This is a genomic window from Ewingella allii, from assembly GCF_044430645.1.
In the GTDB taxonomy this organism is placed as follows: domain Bacteria; phylum Pseudomonadota; class Gammaproteobacteria; order Enterobacterales; family Enterobacteriaceae; genus Ewingella; species Ewingella allii.
In genome coordinates, this window is the sequence record NZ_JAWUDN010000013.1 from 1 (window position 1) to 20430 (window position 20430).

At 52.1% G+C, this 20430-nt stretch carries 16 protein-coding genes, 3 tRNA genes and 1 pseudogene; 17 read left to right on the forward strand and 3 right to left on the reverse strand.

The window, feature by feature from the left end:
* Window positions 1–12 precede the first annotated feature (12 nt).
* Window positions 13–537: pseudogene (locus SBO83_RS20460) on the forward strand (HNH/ENDO VII family nuclease); the annotation flags it as partial.
* A gap of 12 nt (window positions 538–549) precedes the next feature.
* A complete protein-coding gene (locus SBO83_RS20465; protein ID WP_396132752.1) occupies window positions 550–1023 on the forward strand; it encodes an SMI1/KNR4 family protein in 474 nt (157 codons plus the stop codon).
* A gap of 296 nt (window positions 1024–1319) precedes the next feature.
* On the opposite strand, the gene SBO83_RS20470 is transcribed toward SBO83_RS20465, so the two are convergent.
* Both SBO83_RS20470 and SBO83_RS20475 read right to left on the reverse strand, forming a co-directional pair.
* A complete protein-coding gene (locus tag SBO83_RS20470) occupies window positions 1320–1517 on the reverse strand; it encodes a hypothetical protein (protein ID WP_396132753.1) in 198 nt (65 codons plus the stop codon).
* A gap of 344 nt (window positions 1518–1861) precedes the next feature.
* Window positions 1862–3373: a DASS family sodium-coupled anion symporter gene (locus SBO83_RS20475; protein ID WP_396132754.1), complete on the reverse strand. Its 1512-nt coding sequence runs from the start codon at window positions 3371–3373 to the stop codon at window positions 1862–1864.
* 593 nt (window positions 3374–3966) lie between these two features.
* Between SBO83_RS20475 and SBO83_RS20480 the strand changes: the two genes are divergently transcribed.
* On the forward strand, window positions 3967–6744 hold the full coding sequence (locus tag SBO83_RS20480) for a flavocytochrome c (protein WP_396132755.1): 2778 nt from the start codon (window positions 3967–3969) through the stop codon (window positions 6742–6744).
* A 142-nt stretch (window positions 6745–6886) separates the two neighbouring features.
* Window positions 6887–8314, forward strand: coding sequence for a hypothetical protein (locus tag SBO83_RS20485; protein WP_396132756.1), 1428 nt, complete (start codon window positions 6887–6889; stop codon window positions 8312–8314).
* Between the two features lie 15 nt (window positions 8315–8329).
* On the opposite strand, the gene SBO83_RS20490 is transcribed toward SBO83_RS20485, so the two are convergent.
* Window positions 8330–9232, reverse strand: coding sequence for a LysR substrate-binding domain-containing protein (locus SBO83_RS20490; RefSeq protein WP_396132757.1), 903 nt, complete (start codon window positions 9230–9232; stop codon window positions 8330–8332).
* A gap of 101 nt (window positions 9233–9333) precedes the next feature.
* Between SBO83_RS20490 and SBO83_RS20495 the strand changes: the two genes are divergently transcribed.
* From SBO83_RS20495 to SBO83_RS20555, 13 genes are all read left to right on the forward strand, one after another.
* A complete protein-coding gene (locus SBO83_RS20495; RefSeq protein ID WP_396132758.1) occupies window positions 9334–10557 on the forward strand; it encodes an MFS transporter in 1224 nt (407 codons plus the stop codon).
* Between the two features lie 10 nt (window positions 10558–10567).
* Window positions 10568–10972 (forward strand): heme-binding protein, encoded by a 405-nt coding sequence (locus SBO83_RS20500; RefSeq protein WP_396132759.1) that lies wholly within the window; start codon window positions 10568–10570, stop codon window positions 10970–10972.
* Between the two features lie 187 nt (window positions 10973–11159).
* Window positions 11160–12272 carry a lytic murein transglycosylase B gene (mltB, locus tag SBO83_RS20505; RefSeq protein WP_353501076.1) on the forward strand — a complete coding sequence of 371 codons (1113 nt, stop codon included), beginning with the start codon at window positions 11160–11162 and terminating at the stop codon, window positions 12270–12272.
* 267 nt (window positions 12273–12539) lie between these two features.
* Window positions 12540–13034: a nicotinamide-nucleotide amidase gene (gene pncC / locus SBO83_RS20510; RefSeq protein WP_154146491.1), complete on the forward strand. Its 495-nt coding sequence runs from the start codon at window positions 12540–12542 to the stop codon at window positions 13032–13034.
* Window positions 13035–13144: 110 nt separating this feature from the next.
* The gene (gene recA / locus SBO83_RS20515; protein WP_034787594.1) at window positions 13145–14209 is read left to right on the forward strand and encodes a recombinase RecA; all 1065 of its coding nucleotides are present in this window, start codon (window positions 13145–13147) and stop codon (window positions 14207–14209) included.
* A 116-nt stretch (window positions 14210–14325) separates the two neighbouring features.
* On the forward strand, window positions 14326–15003 hold the full coding sequence (recX, locus tag SBO83_RS20520) for a recombination regulator RecX (protein ID WP_396132760.1): 678 nt from the start codon (window positions 14326–14328) through the stop codon (window positions 15001–15003).
* A gap of 138 nt (window positions 15004–15141) precedes the next feature.
* A complete protein-coding gene (gene alaS / locus SBO83_RS20525) occupies window positions 15142–17769 on the forward strand; it encodes an alanine--tRNA ligase (protein ID WP_396132761.1) in 2628 nt (875 codons plus the stop codon).
* 256 nt (window positions 17770–18025) lie between these two features.
* Window positions 18026–18211 (forward strand): carbon storage regulator CsrA, encoded by a 186-nt coding sequence (gene csrA, locus SBO83_RS20530; RefSeq protein WP_013574027.1) that lies wholly within the window; start codon window positions 18026–18028, stop codon window positions 18209–18211.
* 327 nt (window positions 18212–18538) lie between these two features.
* Window positions 18539–18631 (forward strand) — tRNA-Ser (locus SBO83_RS20535).
* Between the two features lie 8 nt (window positions 18632–18639).
* A tRNA-Arg gene (locus SBO83_RS20540) sits at window positions 18640–18716 on the forward strand.
* Window positions 18717–18972: 256 nt separating this feature from the next.
* Window positions 18973–19049, forward strand: a tRNA-Arg gene (locus SBO83_RS20545).
* 309 nt (window positions 19050–19358) lie between these two features.
* Entirely contained in the window at window positions 19359–19925 is a 567-nt protein-coding gene (yqaB, locus tag SBO83_RS20550) for a fructose-1-phosphate/6-phosphogluconate phosphatase (protein WP_396132762.1), read from the forward strand.
* The gene (locus SBO83_RS20555; RefSeq protein WP_353501078.1) at window positions 19922–20350 is read left to right on the forward strand and encodes a YqaA family protein; all 429 of its coding nucleotides are present in this window, start codon (window positions 19922–19924) and stop codon (window positions 20348–20350) included. The genes yqaB and SBO83_RS20555 overlap by 4 nt, the downstream gene beginning before the upstream one ends.
* Window positions 20351–20430: the final 80 nt, after the last annotated feature.

Here is a 20430-nt window from a genome sequence, read left to right on the forward strand (position 1 = left end):
TAGAGCTTTACAACCAGCCTACACTACAATCTTTTCCGTTACTACGACCCCGTAGCAGGGCGATTTACCCAGCCGGATCCGATAGGGCTGGCGGGTGGGTTGAATACCTATGCTTATGTGCCTGAGCCGCTGGGGTGGGTGGATCCGCTGGGTCTTAAGTGTTGGGCGGCTAAAAATGTTAATGGACGCAAAGTTTATCAAAGAAATAATTTATTCGATCCGCATAGAGTTGATGCAGATGGTTTAACTAATATACAAAGAATGAAGCTAGGGAATGCTCCAGTTGGAAATGATGGATTAGAAATAAATTTACACCATTTAACTCAAGATGAGCCTGGTTCAATGGTGGAAATCTTAAGTAGTTACCATAGTAAGAATGACAGAATCCTCCATATGTATTCGAATCAATGGGATAAGACATGGGTAGGACCTGATGGAACTAGGTTTAGATATAATAGTGCGCCACCGTCTATGAATCGAGGTCCTTTCAATACATGGAAAAGTAAGTACTGGAAAATTCGCGCATTGGACTTTTAGGAGAATAAAGCAATGAATGATGATTTGTTTCTAAAGATTGAAAAACTAATCTCTGATAGTGGTGAGTTTTCCCATGGCAGTGGCCCTGCGTCAGAAGATACAATTCTATTGTATGAGTCATCGTTGGGAGTTATTTTTCCTGAATCGTATAAAATATTTCTTAGGAAATATGGTACGCTGATGTTTAATGGTTTGTCATTTTATGGAATATCGAAACAAGGATTGTCAGCAAATTCTGCCCCTGATGTAAGATATGTGACATTAGAGGCAAGAAAATTAGGCGACATTGATGATAAAATGATAAAAATATTGTCTTCAGGTTATGGCCCTTCATTTTCGTTGGATCTATCAGTCATAGGTGAGACTGGAGAACCTGTTGTTGTAGAAACTGAATTATCATTTAAAAGAGACAAAAACAAAAACATCATTGCTAATAGTTTCGTTGAGTTCTTATTTAAAGAAATAGAAACATCTCTAGGCGAATGATTTAACTATAGAAATTACTTAACACATATTTGAAAGTGTTTTCGATTTCGAAAACTATTTTATTCGTCCAGTCCCTAAAAACGCCGTCTCAGCGGCGTTTTTCTTTTCCCCAATAGCCCGCCAAATGAGCTTTTATTACTTAACTCCCTGATAACTCAACCCACACAGCCTTACACCAGACATTTATCTAAGTCTAAAAAAGGCCCACCTAAAGCGGACCCTATTAACGCTATGCAACCTATCTATTAGCGATGTAGTCTAATTTACTGTAAAAACCGCATTAAAGAGAATACTCGCTAGAGAACTGCATCCACCAGTTTTCTTACTTGCTCTCTTCCAACTGAGTATGCATTTTCTATAACCTCTAGAGGCAAGGCGCCAACCGAATTGACTACGCCATTGAGACCAGAAACAACATTGCCTACTAAACCAGCGCCCTTTACCATTTCGATTTCTTCGAGCGTTAATGTTCTTAATTCTTGAGTGTTTTTCATATAAACCTCAGTTTTATATAATAAGCTAATAATTGTTACCATCATTGACTGCCGGAGGCAGCTTTATTAAACGTAATAGAGAAAGTGATTAATGCAATGTAGGAGGGGAAATACATTGTGGATAACACTTAGTTAGTTTATATGAGTTGAAGAATAAGTTACCCGGTGGATTAGAAATCAATTTTTTAATAACGTCTTTATATACCTAAGCTTGGCAAATAGGCGGTCATTGTGATGTGGCAGGAACTCACTGAATAAGTTTCACAATAAAAAAAATGGCCAGAAGGTTTACCCGTCTGGCCATTTTACAGTGGCGCAGCGATCGCCACGCCTTGAGTACTCAATTAGAACATCAATACCATCCACGGGTAGGCGATGAGCATCAGGCCGCCGAGGAAGATGGCGCCGAAGATAGTGCCCAGACGCCAGTAGTCTTTGGTTGGCAGGTAGCCGGAGCCGTAGTAAATCGGGCTTGGGCCGGTGCCGTAAGGAGTGATGATCCCCATCACGCCCAGCGAGGTCACCATCATCAGGCAGTAAACCGGCATGTTGATGCCCGGAATGGCCGCCGCGATGGTCAGCATCGCAGGTAACAGCGCGGTGGTGTGTGCCGTGGTACTGGCGAACAGGTAGTGCAGCAGGAAGAAGGCCACCAGCAGCATCACCGCCGCGACCTGCGGGTCGATGCCGGTAAGCAGTTGCCCGCCTTGCAGACCCAGCCACGAGATAAAGCCAACTCGCGCCAGCCCGTCGGCCAGCGCCACTAACGTGGCGAACCAGGCGAAGGTATTCCAGGCCGGCTTATTGCTGGTGATGTCATTCCAGTTCAGCACGCCGGTCCACAGCATCAGCACCACAACCAGCAGCGCGGCCATGGCAGGTTCAATCCACGCGGCGGCGAAAATCCACATCAGCAGGGCCGAGCAGACGAAGACCAGCAGCAGGATTTCGTGACGCGACAGCTTACCCAGCTTCTCAAGCTCAGAGGTCGCCCAGCGCGGCACTTCATCATTAATCTTCACTTCCGGCGGATAGAACCAGTAAGCCAGCAATGGCATGGTGAGGATCAGCAGCACGCCAAGCGGCAGGAAGGCGAGGAACCACATCCCCCACGAGATCTCGAAGCCGACGATGCTCTTAACCAGCGCCAGTGCCAGCAGGTTAGGGGCCAGTGCGGATAAGAACATGGAGCTGGTGATACAGGCCGAGGTGATCGCCACCCACATCAGATAGGAGCCGATTTTGCGCGCGCTCGGATCATTGGGTTTTGAGCCGTACAGCGGCGGAAGGTTGGCAATAATCGGGTAGATAGTCCCACCGCTTCGCGCGGTGTTGGATGGCGTGAATGGGGCCAGCAGCAGGTCGGCGAAGGTGATGGCATAGCCCAGCGTCAAGCTGCGACGCCCGAGGTATTTCACCAGAATCAGCGCCAGACGGCGGCCAAACTGCGTTTTGTCATAACCCGCAGCAAACATAAATGCGCCGAAAATCAGCCAAACCGTGGAGTTACCGAAACCACTCACTGCCCATTTGAAAGCTTCAGTGGCGGTTTTAAATTTCGGGTTGGCGAGTTCGGCAGGGCTGAATAGCAGCCACTGGCTGAAAAGGGCAATCACTACCACCCCGGTCAAGCCGATAACCGCACCCGGCAATGGCTCGAAAATCAAACCAACAATCACCCCGACGAAGATGGCAAAGAAGTGCCAGGCGTAAGGTTCAAGCCCGGCCGGCACCGGCAGAAGCAGCAGGATGACAGCCACGAGCACCGGTAAAAACAGCATGATCAGGCGTTTCTTTAGTCCCGATGAGGCAGGCGCGGCCTTATTGGGATCACTCAAAGTTGATGTGGGTTTCATAGTTTTTATCTGCAAGTTAGTGAGGGGGAGCGTGATGCCCCGTTTATCAATGTTTGCGTTTGAGATGCGTAACGATTTCTTATGCTATTTCACCATGGCATTTGCAATATATTCATTTCATGATCCAGCGTTTTCGCCTATTACCCGAGAATGATGAATATAATATGAAAAGAATAAGTGATTAGTATTACCCAGAGAAGGACTTAACGGAGGGATATTATCATTGTTTATATAGACCTAAACTAAAAAAAGTCACCGTTATCTATCAAACACCGTCCTCTCTCAGTGAGAGTAGAGTAAATTTACGTAAAAGCCAAATTCCTGGCTTAACCTGCTGATTTTTATGGTATGATTTTTTATGTTAATCATAAGTTGATTTTTGTCAACTCATCACTAACAATTAAGGGTGCTATTGGTTTTCTGGCTATTAAATATACAACTCCCTTTCAATAAAAACGCATAACTAAATTTTCCATTTATATAAGCCGATGGATTTTTATTTTTTTAGATGACCTCAGCGTTGGTTATTTAAACGGTATGCACTACGCCCTCGGAAAAAATTGACGATTTTCTAAATGTTGGAGTTGCTCAGAATGAATAAGCTCACCCCGGTTCTTAACCACCTCACTTTGCCAAATGGCGCCGTGCTGAAAAACCGCCTGGTCATGGCCCCGATGACCACCTGTACCGGCTTTTACGATGGCACCGTCACCAGTGAATTGGTGGAGTACTATCGCGACCGCGCGGGCAGTATCGGGACTATTATTGTTGAATGTTGCTTCATCGACCGCATGGGTCCTGCCTTCCCAGGGGCAATCGCCATTGATAGCGATAATAAAATTCCGGGACTGAAGAAAATAGCTGACGCGATTAAATCTAAAGGCTCAAAAGCTATTTTGCAGATTTATCACGGCGGCCGCATGGTTGAGCCAGAGCTGATTGGCGGCAGAACGCCGGTTGCGCCGAGTGCTATCGCCGCGCCGCGTGAAGGGGCGACGACGCCGAAAGAGCTGAGTGCCGAAGAAGTAGACGTAATGATCACCAAGTTTGGTGACGCCTTTAACCGTGCTATCAAAGCTGGCTTCGACGGCGTGGAGATCCACGGCGCAAATACCTATCTGATCCAGCAGTTCTACTCACCCAACTCCAACCAGCGCACCGACAAATGGGGCGGCGACCGCGACAAGCGCGCCCGTTTCCCGCTGGAAGTGCTTGATATCGCTCACAAGATGGTCGAGCGTTTTGCTCACAACGACTTTATTATCGGCTACCGCTTCTCGCCAGAAGAGTTAGAAGTTCCGGGCATCCGTTTCGACGACACCATGTATTTGCTGGAGAAACTGGCCGAACGCGGTCTGGACTATGTGCACTTCTCCGTCGGCCAGTTGCTGCGCCCGTCGATTGTCGACACCAGCGACCCAACGCCGCTTATTACGAAATATCGCGCCCAGCGTTCCGAAAATCTGGCGAAGATCCCGGTCATTGGTGTGGGCGGCGTGTTGAACAAGGAAGACGCGGAAAACGCGCTGGAGCACGGTTTTGACTTGGTCGCGGTAGGTAAAGCCTGCATCGCGTACCCGGACTGGGCCGACCGCATCATCAACAATGAGCACCTCGAGCTGTTCATTGATAGCAACAAACGCGAAGCCCTGAACATCCCTGAACCGCTGTGGCGCTTCTCACTGGTTGACGCCATGATCCGCGACACCAGCGCCACTGGCCGTAAATATAAAGCCGGGGTCTATCAGGAGAAAGTTGAAGCGGAAGCGCTGAAACTGAAAATCAGCGTCACGCTGGATACCGACCGTATCACCGACATCACGCTGGTTAAGGACGACACCCTCGACGTCGACTTCACTACCACCTTCGAAAGCCTGCGTTCGCGCATTCTGGTCGCCAACAGCCCGCACGTTGACGCCATTACCGGCGCGACTACACAGAGTGAGGCATTGAAGAAAGCCGTTTCCCGCGCGCTGGCCACCTCCAGCAAAGAGCACGTGATTGAAGAGGGCGGTAACCCGCAGGCTCCGCAGAATTACGATGTGGTGGTGATCGGCAGCGGCGGCGCAGGTCTGGCGGCCGCGATTCAGGCCCATGACGAAGGCGCGCACGTGGTTATCATCGAGAAGATGCCAACCATCGGCGGCAACACCATCAAGGCCTCGGTGGGAATGAACGCCGCAGAAACGCGTTTCCAGAAGCTGAAAGGCATTGAGGACAGTAAAGAGCTGTTCTATGAGGAGACGTTGAAAGGCGGCAAGTTTAAAAACAACCCTGAGCTGCTGCGTGAGTTCGTCGAGTTGGCACCAGAAGCCGTAGAGTGGCTGGCGTCGAAAGAGATTGAGCTGAACGATATCACCATCACTGGCGGCATGAGCATTGACCGTACTCACCGTCCTGCTGACCGTTCCGCCGTTGGCGGCTTCCTGATTAGCGGCTTGGTGAAAAACATCAACAAACGCGATATCGAAGTGCTGCTCGAAACTTCCGTTGCTGACATTCTGTTTGATAACGGCGTAGTGACCGGCGTGAAGGTGGTTGATGAGTACAACGACACCCGCATTCTGAATGCCAAAAGCGTGATTGTAGCCACCGGCGGCTTCAGCGCCAACCGCGAAATGGTGGTGAAATACCGCCCAGAGCTGGACGGCTTTGTCACCACTAACCACAAAGGTGCGACCGGCAGCGGCATCGCTATGCTGCAAAAGATCGGCGCGGACACCGTGGACATGGGCGAGATCCAGATCCACCCAACGGTTGAGCAAACCACCTCTTATTTGATTTCCGAAGCTATCCGCGGTGGCGGTGCGATTCTGGTGAGTCAGGCGGGCAAGCGTTTCTACAACGAAATGGAAACCCGCGACAAAGTCTCTGCCGAAATCATTGCGCTGCCAGAGAAGAGTGCCTGGGTGATCTTCGACGATCAGGTTCGCGCCAACAACAAGGCCGCCGACGAGTATATCGCCAAGGGCTTTGTGGTCAGCGCGCCTTCGCCGCAGGAGCTGGCGGTGAAACTGAACATGGACATGCACGCGCTGCTGGCGACGCTTGAGCGTTACAACGTGTTCGTGGATAAGCAAAATGACGAAGATTTCGGCCGTAAAACCGCGCTGCGTCATCCGCTGAATCAGGGGCCGTTCTACGCCATTCGCATCGCACCGGGGGTTCACCACACCATGGGCGGCGTGACCATCAACACTGACACTGCCGTGCTCGATACACAGAAACAGGTGATCACCGGGGCTTGGGCGGCGGGCGAAGTGGTCGGTGGTATCCACGGCGCGAACCGCATCGGCGGCAACGCAGTGGCTGACATCATCATCTTCGGCATTCTGGCCGGGCGTAACGCGGCGGCACTGGCGCGTAAATAAGCCTGACTTAAGCTGTACCCAATGGGCCGACTCGTTCGGCCCATTTTACTTTCTGCCTGCCGACACTTTGCGCATTTTCTTCTTAAGTTAATCAAATTTTGGCCGATACCAGATAACGGATAAGAAAACTGGGATAGGACAAATGGTAGGTCAAATTAGCGGAATTTCGTTCCCACCCCCGCGCATCGCCAGCGCTAACGGGGCCAGAGTAAACCAGCCAGCGGCAACGCCGCCTCAGCCTTCAACACGCGTCACGCTGAGTAACGCAAGTGATGAACTCAATGCGATTTACAGCATCAGCGCGCAGAAACTGCGCACCAATACCCTTAATACCGGCCACAGCCAGCTGGATGTGTTGATGGGCGCGAATGCCAATCAGCCGATATCTGGCGCGTTTCAGGGATTAGGTAAGGCGCTGTTAGCGCAGCTAAAAGATAACCCTTCTGACTTCTCGGCGGCGGTGAGTTCTACCAAAAACGTTGATGCCAGTGGCACCGATAAAGCCAGCGCCGTGGCGTTGGACATCGTCACCCAAAGCGGCGTTAAGGTCAGCGTGTCGCTCTCTCGCCAGCAGGGTGGATTGGTTGCCGAGGTGACTACCACCGGTGGCGAGCTGACGGATAAAGAGACCGATGCGATTGCGGGTCTGGCAGATGCTTTCCAAAGCACCCTCGACGGCATGTCCGGCAAGACGCCGACGGTGAACGTGGATGGTTTAACCCAATTTAATACCACGCTGCTCAAATCCGTCGACCTTAACGCCGACGTACGTGAAAGCGGCCAGTCCGTGCAGTCTCTCAACTTCCAGAGTGACCTCACCCAGCGCGCCCTGAGCTATAAAGACGCTAACGGCTCATTCCAGCTGAACACCGACCTCAGTCATCCTGAGCTATTGGGCACGCTGGGACAGCAGGATCAGGCGCTCGCGGCTTATGACAAACAGCTGAATAACGCGGCGCTGCGCGGCTATGCCAACCAAGACATGATGTCGAGCTTCAAGTCGGCGTTCCACGCGCTTAATAGCCACTATGGCTCAAACGAAATCGACAAAAGCCACCAAATCATCACAGTGACTGAAACTAACAAGGCACAGTCTTATTTGAGTGGTTTGGCGGACTTCTCGGCTTCCTTCCAACAAACGGATGTTAAGTCGAACCCGTACAAAGATGATGAGAAGGACAGCTTTGCCTATAGCTTTAGCCAGAGCAGCAGCGTGATTGACGGCGTGGACGGCACTCGCAGCAAGATAACTCAGAACACCAAGTCTCACCTACAGGCCAGCTTCCATGAGTCGCTGACGGCGGGTACGCCGCTGGCACTGAGCGTGCTGAAGTCGTCGCAGAACTACACTTATCATCAGATAAATGAAGACAGTTCCACCGACACCACGCTGGACTTTAAGAAAGGTCGACTGGCGACGGTGGGCACGTCTCAGAGCACTCACAGCCTGGAAACGGTGAAAACCTACAACGACGCTCTGCTGGTCAAGGAAAGCAAAACGCCGAATGACCACCAAGAGAGCCATCAGCTCAACCTGCTTTCCGAGAGTATTAAGGTGAAAACCAAGTAAGGGAGTGCCCAAGGCTTATTGGGCATGTTCTCTAATCAGCTCAATCAGTTGCTTAAGGCCGGGCTGAAGCTGGCGGCGGCTAGGGTAGTACATGACGATCGGCTCGCCCTGTACTGCCCAATCTTGCAGCACCGGCACTAACTGCCCGCTCTTAAGATAGGGGGCGATATAGCGCTCCAGACAGTACGCCAGCCCCATGTGGTTGAGCGCGGCGTGAATAATCATGTCGGTTTCATTGGCGACAAAATTACCCGGCACGTCCAGCTCGCACGCCTCTTCACCTTCACCTAACTGCCATTTGTAGATACTCGCATCGCCAATACGCATGCGAATGCAGCTATGCTTCATCAGATCCTGCGGGGTTTGCGGTGTACCGTGTTGCGCAAGATAAGCCGGGGAAGCGACCACCACCCAGCGCAGCTTACCCGTCAGCGGCATGGCAATCATGTCCTGTGGCACCGTCTGTCCGTAGCGCACCCCCGCGTCGTAGCCGCTGCTGACGATATCTATCATGTTGTCATCAATGGTGATTTCTAGCTGAATGCGCGGGTAAGCGCGATTGAACTGCGCCAAAATCGGCGTGAACAGCAGACGCGCGGCGTCGCGGGGAATATTAATGCGCAGTCGGCCCACCGGCAGCTTGCGGTAGTTTTCCAGCTCGCCGAGGGCGGTGCGAATGAACTCAAAGCCCTGATCTAACTGACTGACCAGCGCCGCGCCCGCCGCCGTGGGGACCACGGATCGGCTGGTGCGATGCAGCAATTTGACGCCAAGACGCTCCTCCAACCCGCGCATGGTGTGGCTCAGCGCCGAGGTGGTGACGCCCAGTTCGGCAGCCGCCAGTCGGAAACTTTGCCGCCGACAAATAGTAGAAAAAACATTAAGATCGGCTAACTCGCCGCGCGTCAGAGTAGGCATAAATGGCTCGATTATTCACGCAGAAGAAGTCACTGCATCGTTGAATTTTACTCAACAATACATGAGGTATAATCTCTTTCCAATTAGCAGATGGATCCACAATGAACTCTTTAGAACAAGACATCAGGGCGGAAGCAGTTGATACGCCGGAACTTTCTCGCGCCGGCGTTGGCAAGGCGCTGTTTGCACTCGGCATGGGTGGCTTTGCCATCGGCACGGGGGAATTTGTCATCATGGGGCTGTTGCCCGACGCCGCTAAAGGGCTAGGGGTGTCGATTCCCTCCGCGGGCCATCTGATCAGCATTTACGCGCTGGGCGTGGTTATCGGCGCGCCGCTGCTGGCAATATTAGGGGCGCGCTGGCCGCGCCGTAATTTCCTGATGATCCTGATGGGCCTGTTTGCCGCAGGGAATCTGGTCAGCAGCGTAGCGCCCACTTTCTACTCTATGGCCTTTGCCCGTTTCATCGCCGGCTTCCCCCACGGGACTTACTTTGGCGTGGCGGCGCTGGTGGCGGCCAGTCTGGTGGATAGAAAGCGGCGAGCGCAGGCGGTATCCATGGTACTGCTCGGCCTCACGGTCGCTAACCTGATCGGCGTACCTGCCGCCACGGCTATCGGCCAGTGGGTTGGCTGGCGCTCGGCCTTTGCCATTGTGGGCGGTCTGGCGGTGATCACCCTGATTTTGGTGCTGATGTGGGTACCTCGGGTGGAAGGCAATAAATCCGCCAGCCCGCTCAATGAGTTAAAAGCCCTGACCCGCAAACAAGTGCTGCTGACGCTGGCAATTGGCGCCATCGGCTCTGGCGGGATGTTCTCCGTCTTCAGCTATGTGAAGCCAACCATGCTGCAACTGGCGCACCTGCCGCTGTCGATGATCCCGGTAGTGCTGGCGCTGTTCGGCTTAGGGATGATTCTCGGCAACGTGGCGGGGGGGCGATTAGCAGACCGTGGTCTGGAGAAGACTATTCGCGGCATTTTGCTGTGGTCGATTGTGATTCTGGCTGCCTTTACCTTTACCGCGCACCATCCGGTGCTGGGGCCGCTCAACGTCATGCTGGTGGGCACCATGGTGGCGCTTTCCGCCGTGCTGCAAATTCGCCTGATGGACGTCGCCGGTGACGCACAAACCATGGCCGCGGCCATGAACCACTCGGCATTCAACATCGCCAATGCCATGGGGGCATGGCTGGGCGGCGTGACGATTTCGGCGGGTATGGGTTGGGAATCAACGGGTTGGATCGGGGCGCTGTTGGCCATCGGCGGCCTGATGATCCACACCGTTGCCGTGATCGACAGTAAAAAACATCCCCTGAATCATCATTAAAGAGAAGATTATGAGCCTGACTTTACGCATGGCCGAAGACGTGATTGCCGCCGCGCGCCAAGCAGTAAGTGACAACCGGTTCCCGCCGGTGTCCATTACCGTACTCGACGCGGGCGCGCACCTGCTGGCTTTTAGCCGCATGGATGGTACTTTCCTCGCCACCATCGACGTGGCCCACGGCAAGGCGCGCACCTCGGTATTGTTCCGCAATGACAGCGCCAACGTCGGCGTTGACCTGCATCCTAATGGCGCGGCCTACTCGCTGGAAAACACCAACGGCGGGTTAGTTGGCATTGGCGGCGGCGTGCCGCTGCGCAACGCGGCGGGCGAGGTTATCGGCGCGGTTGGCGTCTCCGGCGCAACCAAAGAGGAAGACCAGATCATCGCTGAATTTGCCGCCCGCGCGTTTCTGTAAAACTTCACCCAGATTGGTAGATTTACCTGTCAGTCTGGGTTTCTCCTCCATACTGCGCAAAAAGTTAAAACATTGTTCAAAAAGGCTGATGCTTTAGGCCCGCGAAGACTAGATTCCAGTTTGTTCACGCAGTCCAATGCTTTAACATAGCTGTCACTTATTTCTTGCATGGCTATACGGATATCCGATGCGTCATTTGGCTGCCATTCTCCCGATCATTACCCTGCTTGCTGCCTGTAGCAGCAAACCCACTCCGCCGCCCGACGGGCCGCGTAATCCGTTTTCTGGTGGCAACAGTACCGCCAGCACGCCGAGTTCCGCCCCCGGCGGCTTCCTGTTACAGCCTGAACACAGCGGGCAACTGCAAAACGGTGACTTTGCCTACGACGCGGGGATGAACGCTTTCGTGGATAAAATGGTCCGCGAGCACGGCTTTGATCGCCAGCAGCTGCATGACGTATTGGCGCAGACCAAGCGCCTTGGGTTTGTGCTGCGCTTGATGGACCAGCAGGCCCCAACCGGCGGACCTCCGTCTGGCCCGAACGGCGCATGGTTGCGTTACCGCGCCAAGTTCATTACGCCGGATAACGTGCAAAATGGCGTGGCGTTCTGGAATCAATATCGCGATGCGCTGCAACGCGCCGAGCAGGTTTACGGCGTGCCGCCAGAGATCATTGTCGGAATTATCGGCGTGGAAACGCGCTGGGGCCGCGTGATGGGCAAAACCCGCATTATTGATGCGCTGGCGACGCTCTCCTTCGCCTATCCGCGTCGCGCCGAGTACTTCCAAAGCGAACTGGAAACCTTCCTGCTAATGTGTCGCCAAGAGCAGGACGACCCGCTAAGCCTGCGCGGTTCTTTCGCTGGCGCCATGGGCTACGGGCAGTTCATGCCTTCAGCCTTCAAAAACTACGCGGTTGATTTCGACGGCGACGGCCACGTCAACCTGTGGGACCCGATTGACGCTATCGGCAGCGTCGCCAACTACTTTAAAGGCCACGGCTGGACGCGCGGGGCACCTGTCGCCGTGCCAGCAACAGGGCAGGCGCCTCTGCTGGAAAATGGCTTTAACACCAAATATCCACTGTTCACCTTAAAAGCGGCTGGCCTTAGCCCACTCGGCTCACTGGCCAATTATCAGGAAGCCAGCCTACTGCGTCTGGATATGGGGCAAAACTATCAGTATTGGTACGGCCTGCCGAACTTCTACACCATCACTCGCTACAACCATAGTACCCAGTATGCGATGGCGGTTTGGCAGCTCGGTGAAGCCGTGAGCAGGGCGCGCGCTGGTAATTGATTTACCTAACCTGTTTTAATCACTCCAAAGGGCCACTTCTCGTGGCCCTTTCCACTTGGTTGCCAGATCACCCAAAGGGGTTGGTTGCCAGATCACCCAAAGGGGGGCGTTTTGGTGATAATACCGCGCTTTGCAACGCTTTCACGGGCTTAACCATAGAATGTTTTCTCTTCTGAATGCATCTCGCAAAAAAGGTGACTAGGCTGATTTGTGTCGAAAAGAAGTGATAACATCGCCCCATATCTTTACCACCAGAAAGGATTTCCGATGAGCGAAAAACAGTTACATCAGCTGAGCGTGCTGGTGGGTAATAAATTGAAAGAAAAAGGATTATGGATAACCTGTGCTGAGTCGTGCACCGGCGGCTGGGTGGCGAAAGCTATCACCGATATTGCGGGCAGCTCCGCATGGTTTGACCGTGGCTTTATCACTTACAGCAATGCTTCAAAGCACGAGCTGCTGGGCGTCTCTGACGGGACACTCGAGGAGTTTGGCGCAGTCAGCGAAGAGGCGGTGCGCGAAATGGCCAAGGGCGCACTGCATGCGGCGGGCGCTAACTTAGCGTTATCCATCAGCGGCATTGCCGGGCCTGATGGCGGCACGGAGCAGAAACCGGTCGGCACCGTGTGGTTCGGATTTGCGAATAGTGAAGGGCGAATTTTCACTTCCAAACAACATTTCTCGGGCGACCGGGAATCCGTTCGCTTGCAAGCTGCTGTTTTTTCGCTACAAACAGCATTAGATGAGTTTCTTGAAAAATAGGCTTGATACTGTATGAGCATACAGTATAATTACTGCCAATTACCTGTACATAAATTACATTCAGTGACGTCAGTGAAGTAATTCACTCCACGTCAGACGAAGGAGCAAAAATGGCTATTGATGAGAATAAGCAAAAAGCGTTAGCTGCAGCACTGGGCCAGATTGAAAAGCAATTCGGTAAAGGCTCCATCATGCGTCTCGGTGAAGATCGCTCTATGGACGTTGAAACGATCTCCACCGGCTCTTTGTCTTTGGATATCGCCTTGGGCGCTGGCGGCTTGCCAATGGGCCGTATCGTTGAAATCTACGGGCCAGAATCTTCCGGTAAAACCACGCTGACTCTGCAAGTTATCGCAGCGGCGCAGCGCGAAGGTAAAACTTGTGCATTTATCGATGCCGAGCACGCCCTTGACCCGATTTACGCTAAAAAGCTTGGCGTTGATATCGACAATCTGCTGTGTTCACAGCCAGATACCGGTGAGCAAGCGTTGGAAATCTGTGATGCGCTGACTCGTTCTGGCGCGGTTGACGTGATCATCGTCGACTCCGTGGCAGCACTGACGCCAAAAGCTGAAATCGAAGGCGAAATTGGTGACTCTCACATGGGCCTTGCGGCACGTATGATGAGCCAGGCAATGCGTAAACTTGCGGGTAACCTGAAAAACGCCAACACCCTGCTGATATTCATCAACCAGATCCGTATGAAAATTGGTGTGATGTTCGGTAACCCAGAAACCACTACCGGTGGTAACGCGCTGAAGTTCTACGCCTCTGTCCGTCTGGATATCCGTCGTATCGGCGCTATCAAAGAAGGTGACGTGGTTGTAGGTAGCGAAACGCGCGTTAAAGTAGTGAAGAACAAGATTGCTGCACCATTTAAGCAAGCTGAATTCCAGATCATGTACGGCGAAGGCATCAACATCAACGGCGAGCTGGTTGATCTTGGCGTTAAGCACAAGATGATTGAGAAAGCAGGCGCATGGTACAGCTACAACGGTGAAAAAATCGGTCAGGGTAAAGCTAACGCAAGTAACTTCCTGAAAGAAAACCCGAAAGTGGCTGCCGAGCTGGACAAAAAACTGCGTGACCTGCTGTTGAGCGGCACCGGTGAAATCAGCGCTACTGCTACCGTTGAAGACTTAGACGATAACGTAGAAACCAGCGAAGAGTTTTAATAGCGAAAGCTTTAATTAACGCTGGAACCTGAGCCTTCGGCTCAGGGGATATACGCGGTCGATAAAATGCCAGCCTGAGTTTCAGGCTGGCATTTTGCCAATATGAGGTACCCACTATGTCCGATGATAAAAAGGTCAATCTCGACGATTTACTGAATCAACATGGGGGCGATGAAGATTCCTCTATGTTTAGCTCGCCACCCAAAGAGGGCGATGCAGCTAAAATTAACGCCTTAATCAGCCGTGCGATGCGTTTACTGTCGCAGCGCGACCATGGCGAAATGGAGCTGCGCAAAAAACTTCTTACCCCTCCCGTTGCTTTCAGCAAGCCAAGTTATTCAAAGCCCGCCAAACCTAAAGCACAAAAATCTAGCCTGTCGTTTTCTAAAGAGTGGCAGGAAGAAGAAATTCAGCAAAAAGCCGCGCGCTTGCCGCCAGAAGAGATTTCTCCCGAGCACGTGCAGTCCGTGATTGATTACTGCTACCAACATAACTGGCTGGATGACGCTAAATTTGCCGATCGCTATATCTCAGGCCGTAGCCGAAAAGGCTATGGCGCGCAGCGTATCCGTTCCGAATTACAGCACAAAGGTGTCGATAAAGAGCTTATTGCGACGGCCTTCGAAGAGAGCGAAGTGGACTGGTGCGCTTTAGCCCGCGATATCGCAGTGCGTAAATTTGGTGAACCTTTGCCAACCGAATGGAAAGAAAAATCAAAAGTTCTGCGTTATATGCTCTACCGAGGCTTTTTTCAGGAAGAGATCCAGTCTATTTATCGCGATTTTGATGATTGACCGCATACGGGATTTTACTTCCCAGCGAAGAAATTTTATCTTATCCACACTTTTTGTTCGTGGGCCGTACAGTCTGCCGCTGAATTCAGCGCTTTCTTGCTTACGAACCGTTTCTTCAAGCCAGATTCCGGGACATTTATGAGCAAGAGCACCGCTGAGATCCGTCAAGCGTTTCTCGATTTCTTCCACAGTAAGGGACACAACATTGTTGCAAGCAGTTCGCTTGTCCCGAATAACGACCCGACTCTGCTGTTTACCAACGCAGGGATGAACCAATTTAAAGATGTTTTCCTCGGGTTAGATAAGCGCGACTACAGCCGTGCTACCACTTCCCAGCGCTGCGTTCGCGCAGGCGGAAAGCACAATGACCTGGAAAACGTCGGTTACACCGCTCGTCACCACACCTTCTTTGAAATGTTGGGCAACTTCAGCTTCGGCGACTATTTCAAGCATGATGCCATTAACTACGCTTGGGAATTACTGACCGGCGAAAACTGGTTCAATCTGCCTAAAGAGAAACTGTGGGTCACAGTGTATGAAACTGATGACGAAGCTTTTGATATTTGGGAAAAGCAGGTTGGCGTTCCTAAAGAACGTATTATCCGCATCGGCGACAACAAAGGCGGCGCATTCGCTTCTGACAACTTCTGGCAGATGGGCGACACCGGTCCTTGCGGCCCATGTACTGAGATTTTCTACGATCACGGCGACCACATCTGGGGCGGCCCTCCGGGCAGCGCTGAAGAAGACGGCGACCGTTATATCGAAATCTGGAACATCGTCTTCATGCAGTTCAACCGTCAGTCAGACGGCACCATGCTGCCGCTGCCTAAGCCGTCGGTTGATACCGGTATGGGCCTGGAGCGTATCACTGCGGTCATGCAACATGTGAACTCCAACTACGATATCGATCTGTTCCAAAAACTGATTGCTGCCGTGGCGCAGGTTACGGGTGCAACTGACCTGAACAACAAGTCACTGCGCGTTATCGCTGACCACATCCGTTCTTGCGCATTCCTGATCTCCGATGGTGTTATCCCGTCGAATGAAAACCGCGGCTACGTGCTGCGCCGCATCATTCGTCGTGCTATCCGTCACGGCAACATGCTGGGCGCGAAAGACACCTTCTTCTATAAGCTGGTTGCGCCACTGATTGAAGTCATGGGCCCGGCAGCAGAAGAGTTAAAGCAACAGCAGGCGATGGTTGAGCAACTGCTGAAAACCGAAGAAGAGCAGTTTGCCCGTACTCTGGAGCGCGGTTTGGCGCTGTTGGATGAAGAGCTTTCCTCTTTGAAAGGCGACACGCTGGATGGCGAAATCGCTTTCCGTCTGTATGACACCTTCGGTTTCCCGTTGGACTTGACCGCTGACGTTTGCCGCGAAAGAAATCTGAAAGTTGACGAAGCTGGCTTCGAGAAAGCGATGGACGTTCAGCGCCGTCGTGCGCGCGAATCTAGCGGCTTCAGCGCAGATTACAACAGCATGGTACGCGTTGATGGCGTGACTCAGTTCTCGGGTTATGAGCATGTAGAGCGTCATTCAAAAGTGGTTGCCCTGTTTGTTGATGGCCAGCCAGTGGAGGAGATTCAGGCCGGGGTTAACGCTATCGTTATCCTTGATGACACGCCATTCTACGGCGAGTCAGGCGGTCAGGTGGGTGATAAGGGCGAGCTGAAAACGGCCTCCGGCATCTTCACCGTTTCCGACACCCAGAAATATGGCAAAGCCATTGGTCATCAAGGCTCGCTGAATGCAGGCAAACTGCGCGTGGGTGACAGCGTTGAAGCTGAAATCGACGCTGCTCGCCGCGACCGTATCCGCCTGAACCACTCGGCGACCCACTTACTGCACGCCGCGTTGCGTCAGGTGCTGGGCAAGCATGTGGCGCAGAAAGGCTCGCTGGTTAACGATAACTACCTGCGTTTTGACTTCTCCCACTTCGAAGCCATGAAACCGGAAGAAATTCGTCAGGTTGAAGACTTGGTGAATGCGCAGATTCGTCGCAACTTGCCGGTTGAAACCAAAATCATGGCGCTGGATGATGCCAAAGAGCAGGGCGCAATGGCGCTGTTCGGCGAGAAATACGAGGACAATGTTCGCGTACTTTCTATGGGTGACTTCTCCACTGAGCTGTGCGGCGGCACCCATGCTAGCCGTACCGGCGACATCGGCCTGTTCCGTATTCAAAGCGAATCGGGCACTGCCGCAGGTATTCGCCGTATCGAAGGCATCACCGGCGAAAACGCCATTGCATCACTTCACCAACAGAGTGATTTGTTGCAAGACGTCGCGCATCTGGTTAAGGGCGATGTAAACAGCGTCTCAGAGAAGATTCGTACTTTGATCGAGCGTTCGCGCCAGCTGGAGAAAGAACTTCAGCAGGTGAAAGGCCAACAGGCTGCGCAGGAAAGTGCCTCACTTTCTAGCCAGACCAAAGAAGTCAAAGGGGTTAAAGTCCTTGTCAGCCAACTGGATAATGTCGAGCCGAAAATGCTTCGCACCATGGTTGATGACCTGAAAAATCAGCTGGGCTCGGTGATTATCGTTCTGGCAACCATCGCTGACGATAAAGTCAGCCTGATTGCTGGTGTCACCAAAGACCTGACCGATCGCGTTAAAGCAGGCGAGTTGATTGCCTCTATTGCGCAGCAGGTAGGGGGTAAAGGTGGTGGCCGTCCTGATATGGCTCAGGCAGGTGGTAGCGATGTTCAGGCACTTCCTGCAGCCCTTGCCAGTGTAGAAGCTTGGCTTGAAGCTAAGCTGTAATAAGAAATAAATCACTACACAAAGAAACGCCATAATGTATTGTGCACTATGGCGTTTTCGCTATCGCAGGTTGGGTAGGCCAGGCTAGAAAACCCACAATCGCCTCGTTTTCGGCTAAACTTAAAATATGCACGGCTGAGGTCGCAGGCTAGTTAAGTTTTATGTGGGGGTCATGGCTTACGTTTTACCCGTGGTTGATAGATAATGGCCGGGAAACTGAGAGACCCGACTCTTTTAATTCTTCAAGGAGCAAAGAATGCTTATTTTGACTCGCCGAGTTGGTGAAACCCTCATGATTGGCGATGAGGTAACTGTTACCGTGTTAGGCGTAAAAGGTAACCAGGTGCGTATTGGTGTTAACGCGCCAAAAGAGGTCTCTGTGCATCGTGAAGAGATTTATCAGCGCATTCAGGCTGAGAAGTCTCAACAAACGAGTTACTGATTTACCAGGCGTCTCGCCGATGGCGAGGCGCTGACCTTCCTATTCCGCGTTTAAGCGTTATCCCTTTCTGTTTTCCCCTGTTTTATTCTCTGTTTTTTCCCTTGCTTCAGCGATGCTGTAAACAGTTATCTCTAGAAAAAATCCGGTGTTTTTGCCAATAAGAGGCTCTTTTTGCCTTGAAACTGTGCAGGTTGCGCGTGAATTGTTCAAACGAACGAATGTTAGAAAAAAAGGGTTTGACTTATAAGCCCGTGAAAGTAATATGTGCGCCACGCAGTGCCGATGAGCTTAAACAAAGTTAGTCAGCACAACTCGAAAGAGGCGTATGGTGAGGTGGCCGAGAGGCTGAAGGCGCTCCCCTGCTAAGGGAGTATGCGGTCAAAAGCTGCATCCGGGGTTCGAATCCCCGCCTCACCGCCATTTAAAATGCACCCATAGCTCAGCTGGATAGAGTACTCGGCTACGAACCGAGCGGTCGGAAGTTCGAATCTTCCTGGGTGCACCACCCATAGCTCAGCTGGATAGAGTACTCGGCTACGAACCGAGCGGTCGGAAGTTCGAATCTTCCTGGGTGCACCATATTTTGTGTGTGTTGAAGCGATTGTGAACATCATATATTGCACTCAGCAGACAGATTGCACGAAGGAAGATAACGTTGCTTCAGCAACGGCCCGCAGGGCGAGGCGCTAGCCGAGTAATCTTCCTGGGTGCACCATTCTTTCTTTGTATTTTCCTAGATAAAAACTCAGCACTACCCCAATGCACCCATAGCTCAGCTGGATAGAGTACTCGGCTACGAACCGAGCGGTCGGAAGTTCGAATCTTCCTGGGTGCACCATATTCCACGCTAGTCGCAGCAACCAGGGGATTACCATGGCAGGCATGCTGGCAGCGAGCACGAAGGAAGATAACGTTGCTTCAGCAACGGCCCGCAGGGCGAGGCGCTAGCGGAGTAATCTTCCTGGGTGCACCATATTAGAGAAACCTGCGAAAGCGGGTTTTTTGCTTTTTAAATCTCAGCTTTCTCCTTTTCGTACCCCACTGATATTGCGGTTTTTCAATCGCGCACCCTTCCTGACAAAAAGCGACAATCAATAGACTTTGCGCTAAAGTAGTTTCCTGTTTTTATCGCGAGCAGGAGTACAAGATGTACGATCTCTACGAGGGTTTGATCTTTGATATGGATGGAACCATATTGGATACAGAACCTACGCACCGTCAGGCTTGGCATCAGGTATTGTCGAAATACGCCATGCGTTATGACTTCGAGCAGATGATTGCTCTGAATGGCTCTCCGACGTGGCGAATCGCGAAATTTATCATTGATGATAATCAGGTCAATATGGATCCACATCACTTAGCTGCCGAGAAAACCGTAGCAGTGCGAGAGATGTTGCTCGATACCGTCCAGCCTCTGCCTCTGATCGAGGTGGTGAAATTTTATCATGGCCGACGCCCTATGGCGGTAGGAACAGGCAGTGAGCACGACATGGCGGACGCTCTCCTGCGCCACCTTGGCCTGCGCCACTGCTTTGATGCCATCGTCGGTGCTAACGATGTTCAGAACCATAAGCCTGCCCCAGACACCTTCTTGTTGTGTGCCCAATTGATTGGCGTGCCGCCAGAGAAGTGTGTGGTGTTCGAAGATGCAGATTTTGGTATTGAGGCGGCGAAACGCGCCAACATGGCCGTCGTGGATGTCCGCAAACTTTGAGCAGTACGCTGGCACTGATTTCGTTATTCAGTAGCAGCTTTCTCAGCGCAACACTGTTGCCGGGGAACTCAGAGATTTTGTTAGTTGGCCTGCTGACAGCAGGCAGTGCGTCACCACTTTTATTAGTGCTCGCTGCATCTTTTGGCAATACCTTAGGGGGTATTACCAATATCATAATCGGCCGATTACTGCCTAAGCTTAAACCTCAGCGAGGTTTAGACACTGCGCTGGGTTGGTTGAACCGTTTTGGCCCAGCCGCGCTGCTGCTCAGTTGGTTGCCGGTGGTGGGCGATGTTTTATGTGTGTTAGCTGGCTGGTTGCGTATGCCTTGGGGACCCGTGGTGTTTTTCCTGTTGATAGGGAAAACAGTGCGTTATGTGGTGTTAACTGCCATAACGTTACAGGGGCTCTCTTGGTGGAATTAGATTGAGATCGCTTATCATAATGGTTACATCTATGCAGATTCAGTATGCTTGCAAATTAATGTCTTCAAATAGCGGGAGGT

What these genes read in the sequence shown, in the direction of transcription:
- SBO83_RS20500 (WP_396132759.1), top strand. Translation starts at nt 10,568, where the DNA reads ATGAGCCTGACTTTACGCATGGCCGAAGACGTGATTGCCGCCGCGCGC.
- SBO83_RS20470 (WP_396132753.1), bottom strand. Translation starts at nt 1,517, where the DNA reads ATGAAAAACACTCAAGAATTAAGAACATTAACGCTCGAAGAAATCGAA.
- SBO83_RS20475 (WP_396132754.1), bottom strand. Translation starts at nt 3,373, where the DNA reads ATGAAACCCACATCAACTTTGAGTGATCCCAATAAGGCCGCGCCTGCC.
- pncC (WP_154146491.1), top strand. Translation starts at nt 12,540, where the DNA reads ATGAGCGAAAAACAGTTACATCAGCTGAGCGTGCTGGTGGGTAATAAA.
- SBO83_RS20480 (WP_396132755.1), top strand. Translation starts at nt 3,967, where the DNA reads ATGAATAAGCTCACCCCGGTTCTTAACCACCTCACTTTGCCAAATGGC.
- yqaB (WP_396132762.1), top strand. Translation starts at nt 19,359, where the DNA reads ATGTACGATCTCTACGAGGGTTTGATCTTTGATATGGATGGAACCATA.
- SBO83_RS20490 (WP_396132757.1), bottom strand. Translation starts at nt 9,232, where the DNA reads ATGCCTACTCTGACGCGCGGCGAGTTAGCCGATCTTAATGTTTTTTCT.
- recA (WP_034787594.1), top strand. Translation starts at nt 13,145, where the DNA reads ATGGCTATTGATGAGAATAAGCAAAAAGCGTTAGCTGCAGCACTGGGC.
- recX (WP_396132760.1), top strand. Translation starts at nt 14,326, where the DNA reads ATGTCCGATGATAAAAAGGTCAATCTCGACGATTTACTGAATCAACAT.
- SBO83_RS20495 (WP_396132758.1), top strand. Translation starts at nt 9,334, where the DNA reads ATGAACTCTTTAGAACAAGACATCAGGGCGGAAGCAGTTGATACGCCG.
- alaS (WP_396132761.1), top strand. Translation starts at nt 15,142, where the DNA reads ATGAGCAAGAGCACCGCTGAGATCCGTCAAGCGTTTCTCGATTTCTTC.
- mltB (WP_353501076.1), top strand. Translation starts at nt 11,160, where the DNA reads ATGCGTCATTTGGCTGCCATTCTCCCGATCATTACCCTGCTTGCTGCC.
- SBO83_RS20465 (WP_396132752.1), top strand. Translation starts at nt 550, where the DNA reads ATGAATGATGATTTGTTTCTAAAGATTGAAAAACTAATCTCTGATAGT.
- csrA (WP_013574027.1), top strand. Translation starts at nt 18,026, where the DNA reads ATGCTTATTTTGACTCGCCGAGTTGGTGAAACCCTCATGATTGGCGAT.
- SBO83_RS20485 (WP_396132756.1), top strand. Translation starts at nt 6,887, where the DNA reads ATGGTAGGTCAAATTAGCGGAATTTCGTTCCCACCCCCGCGCATCGCC.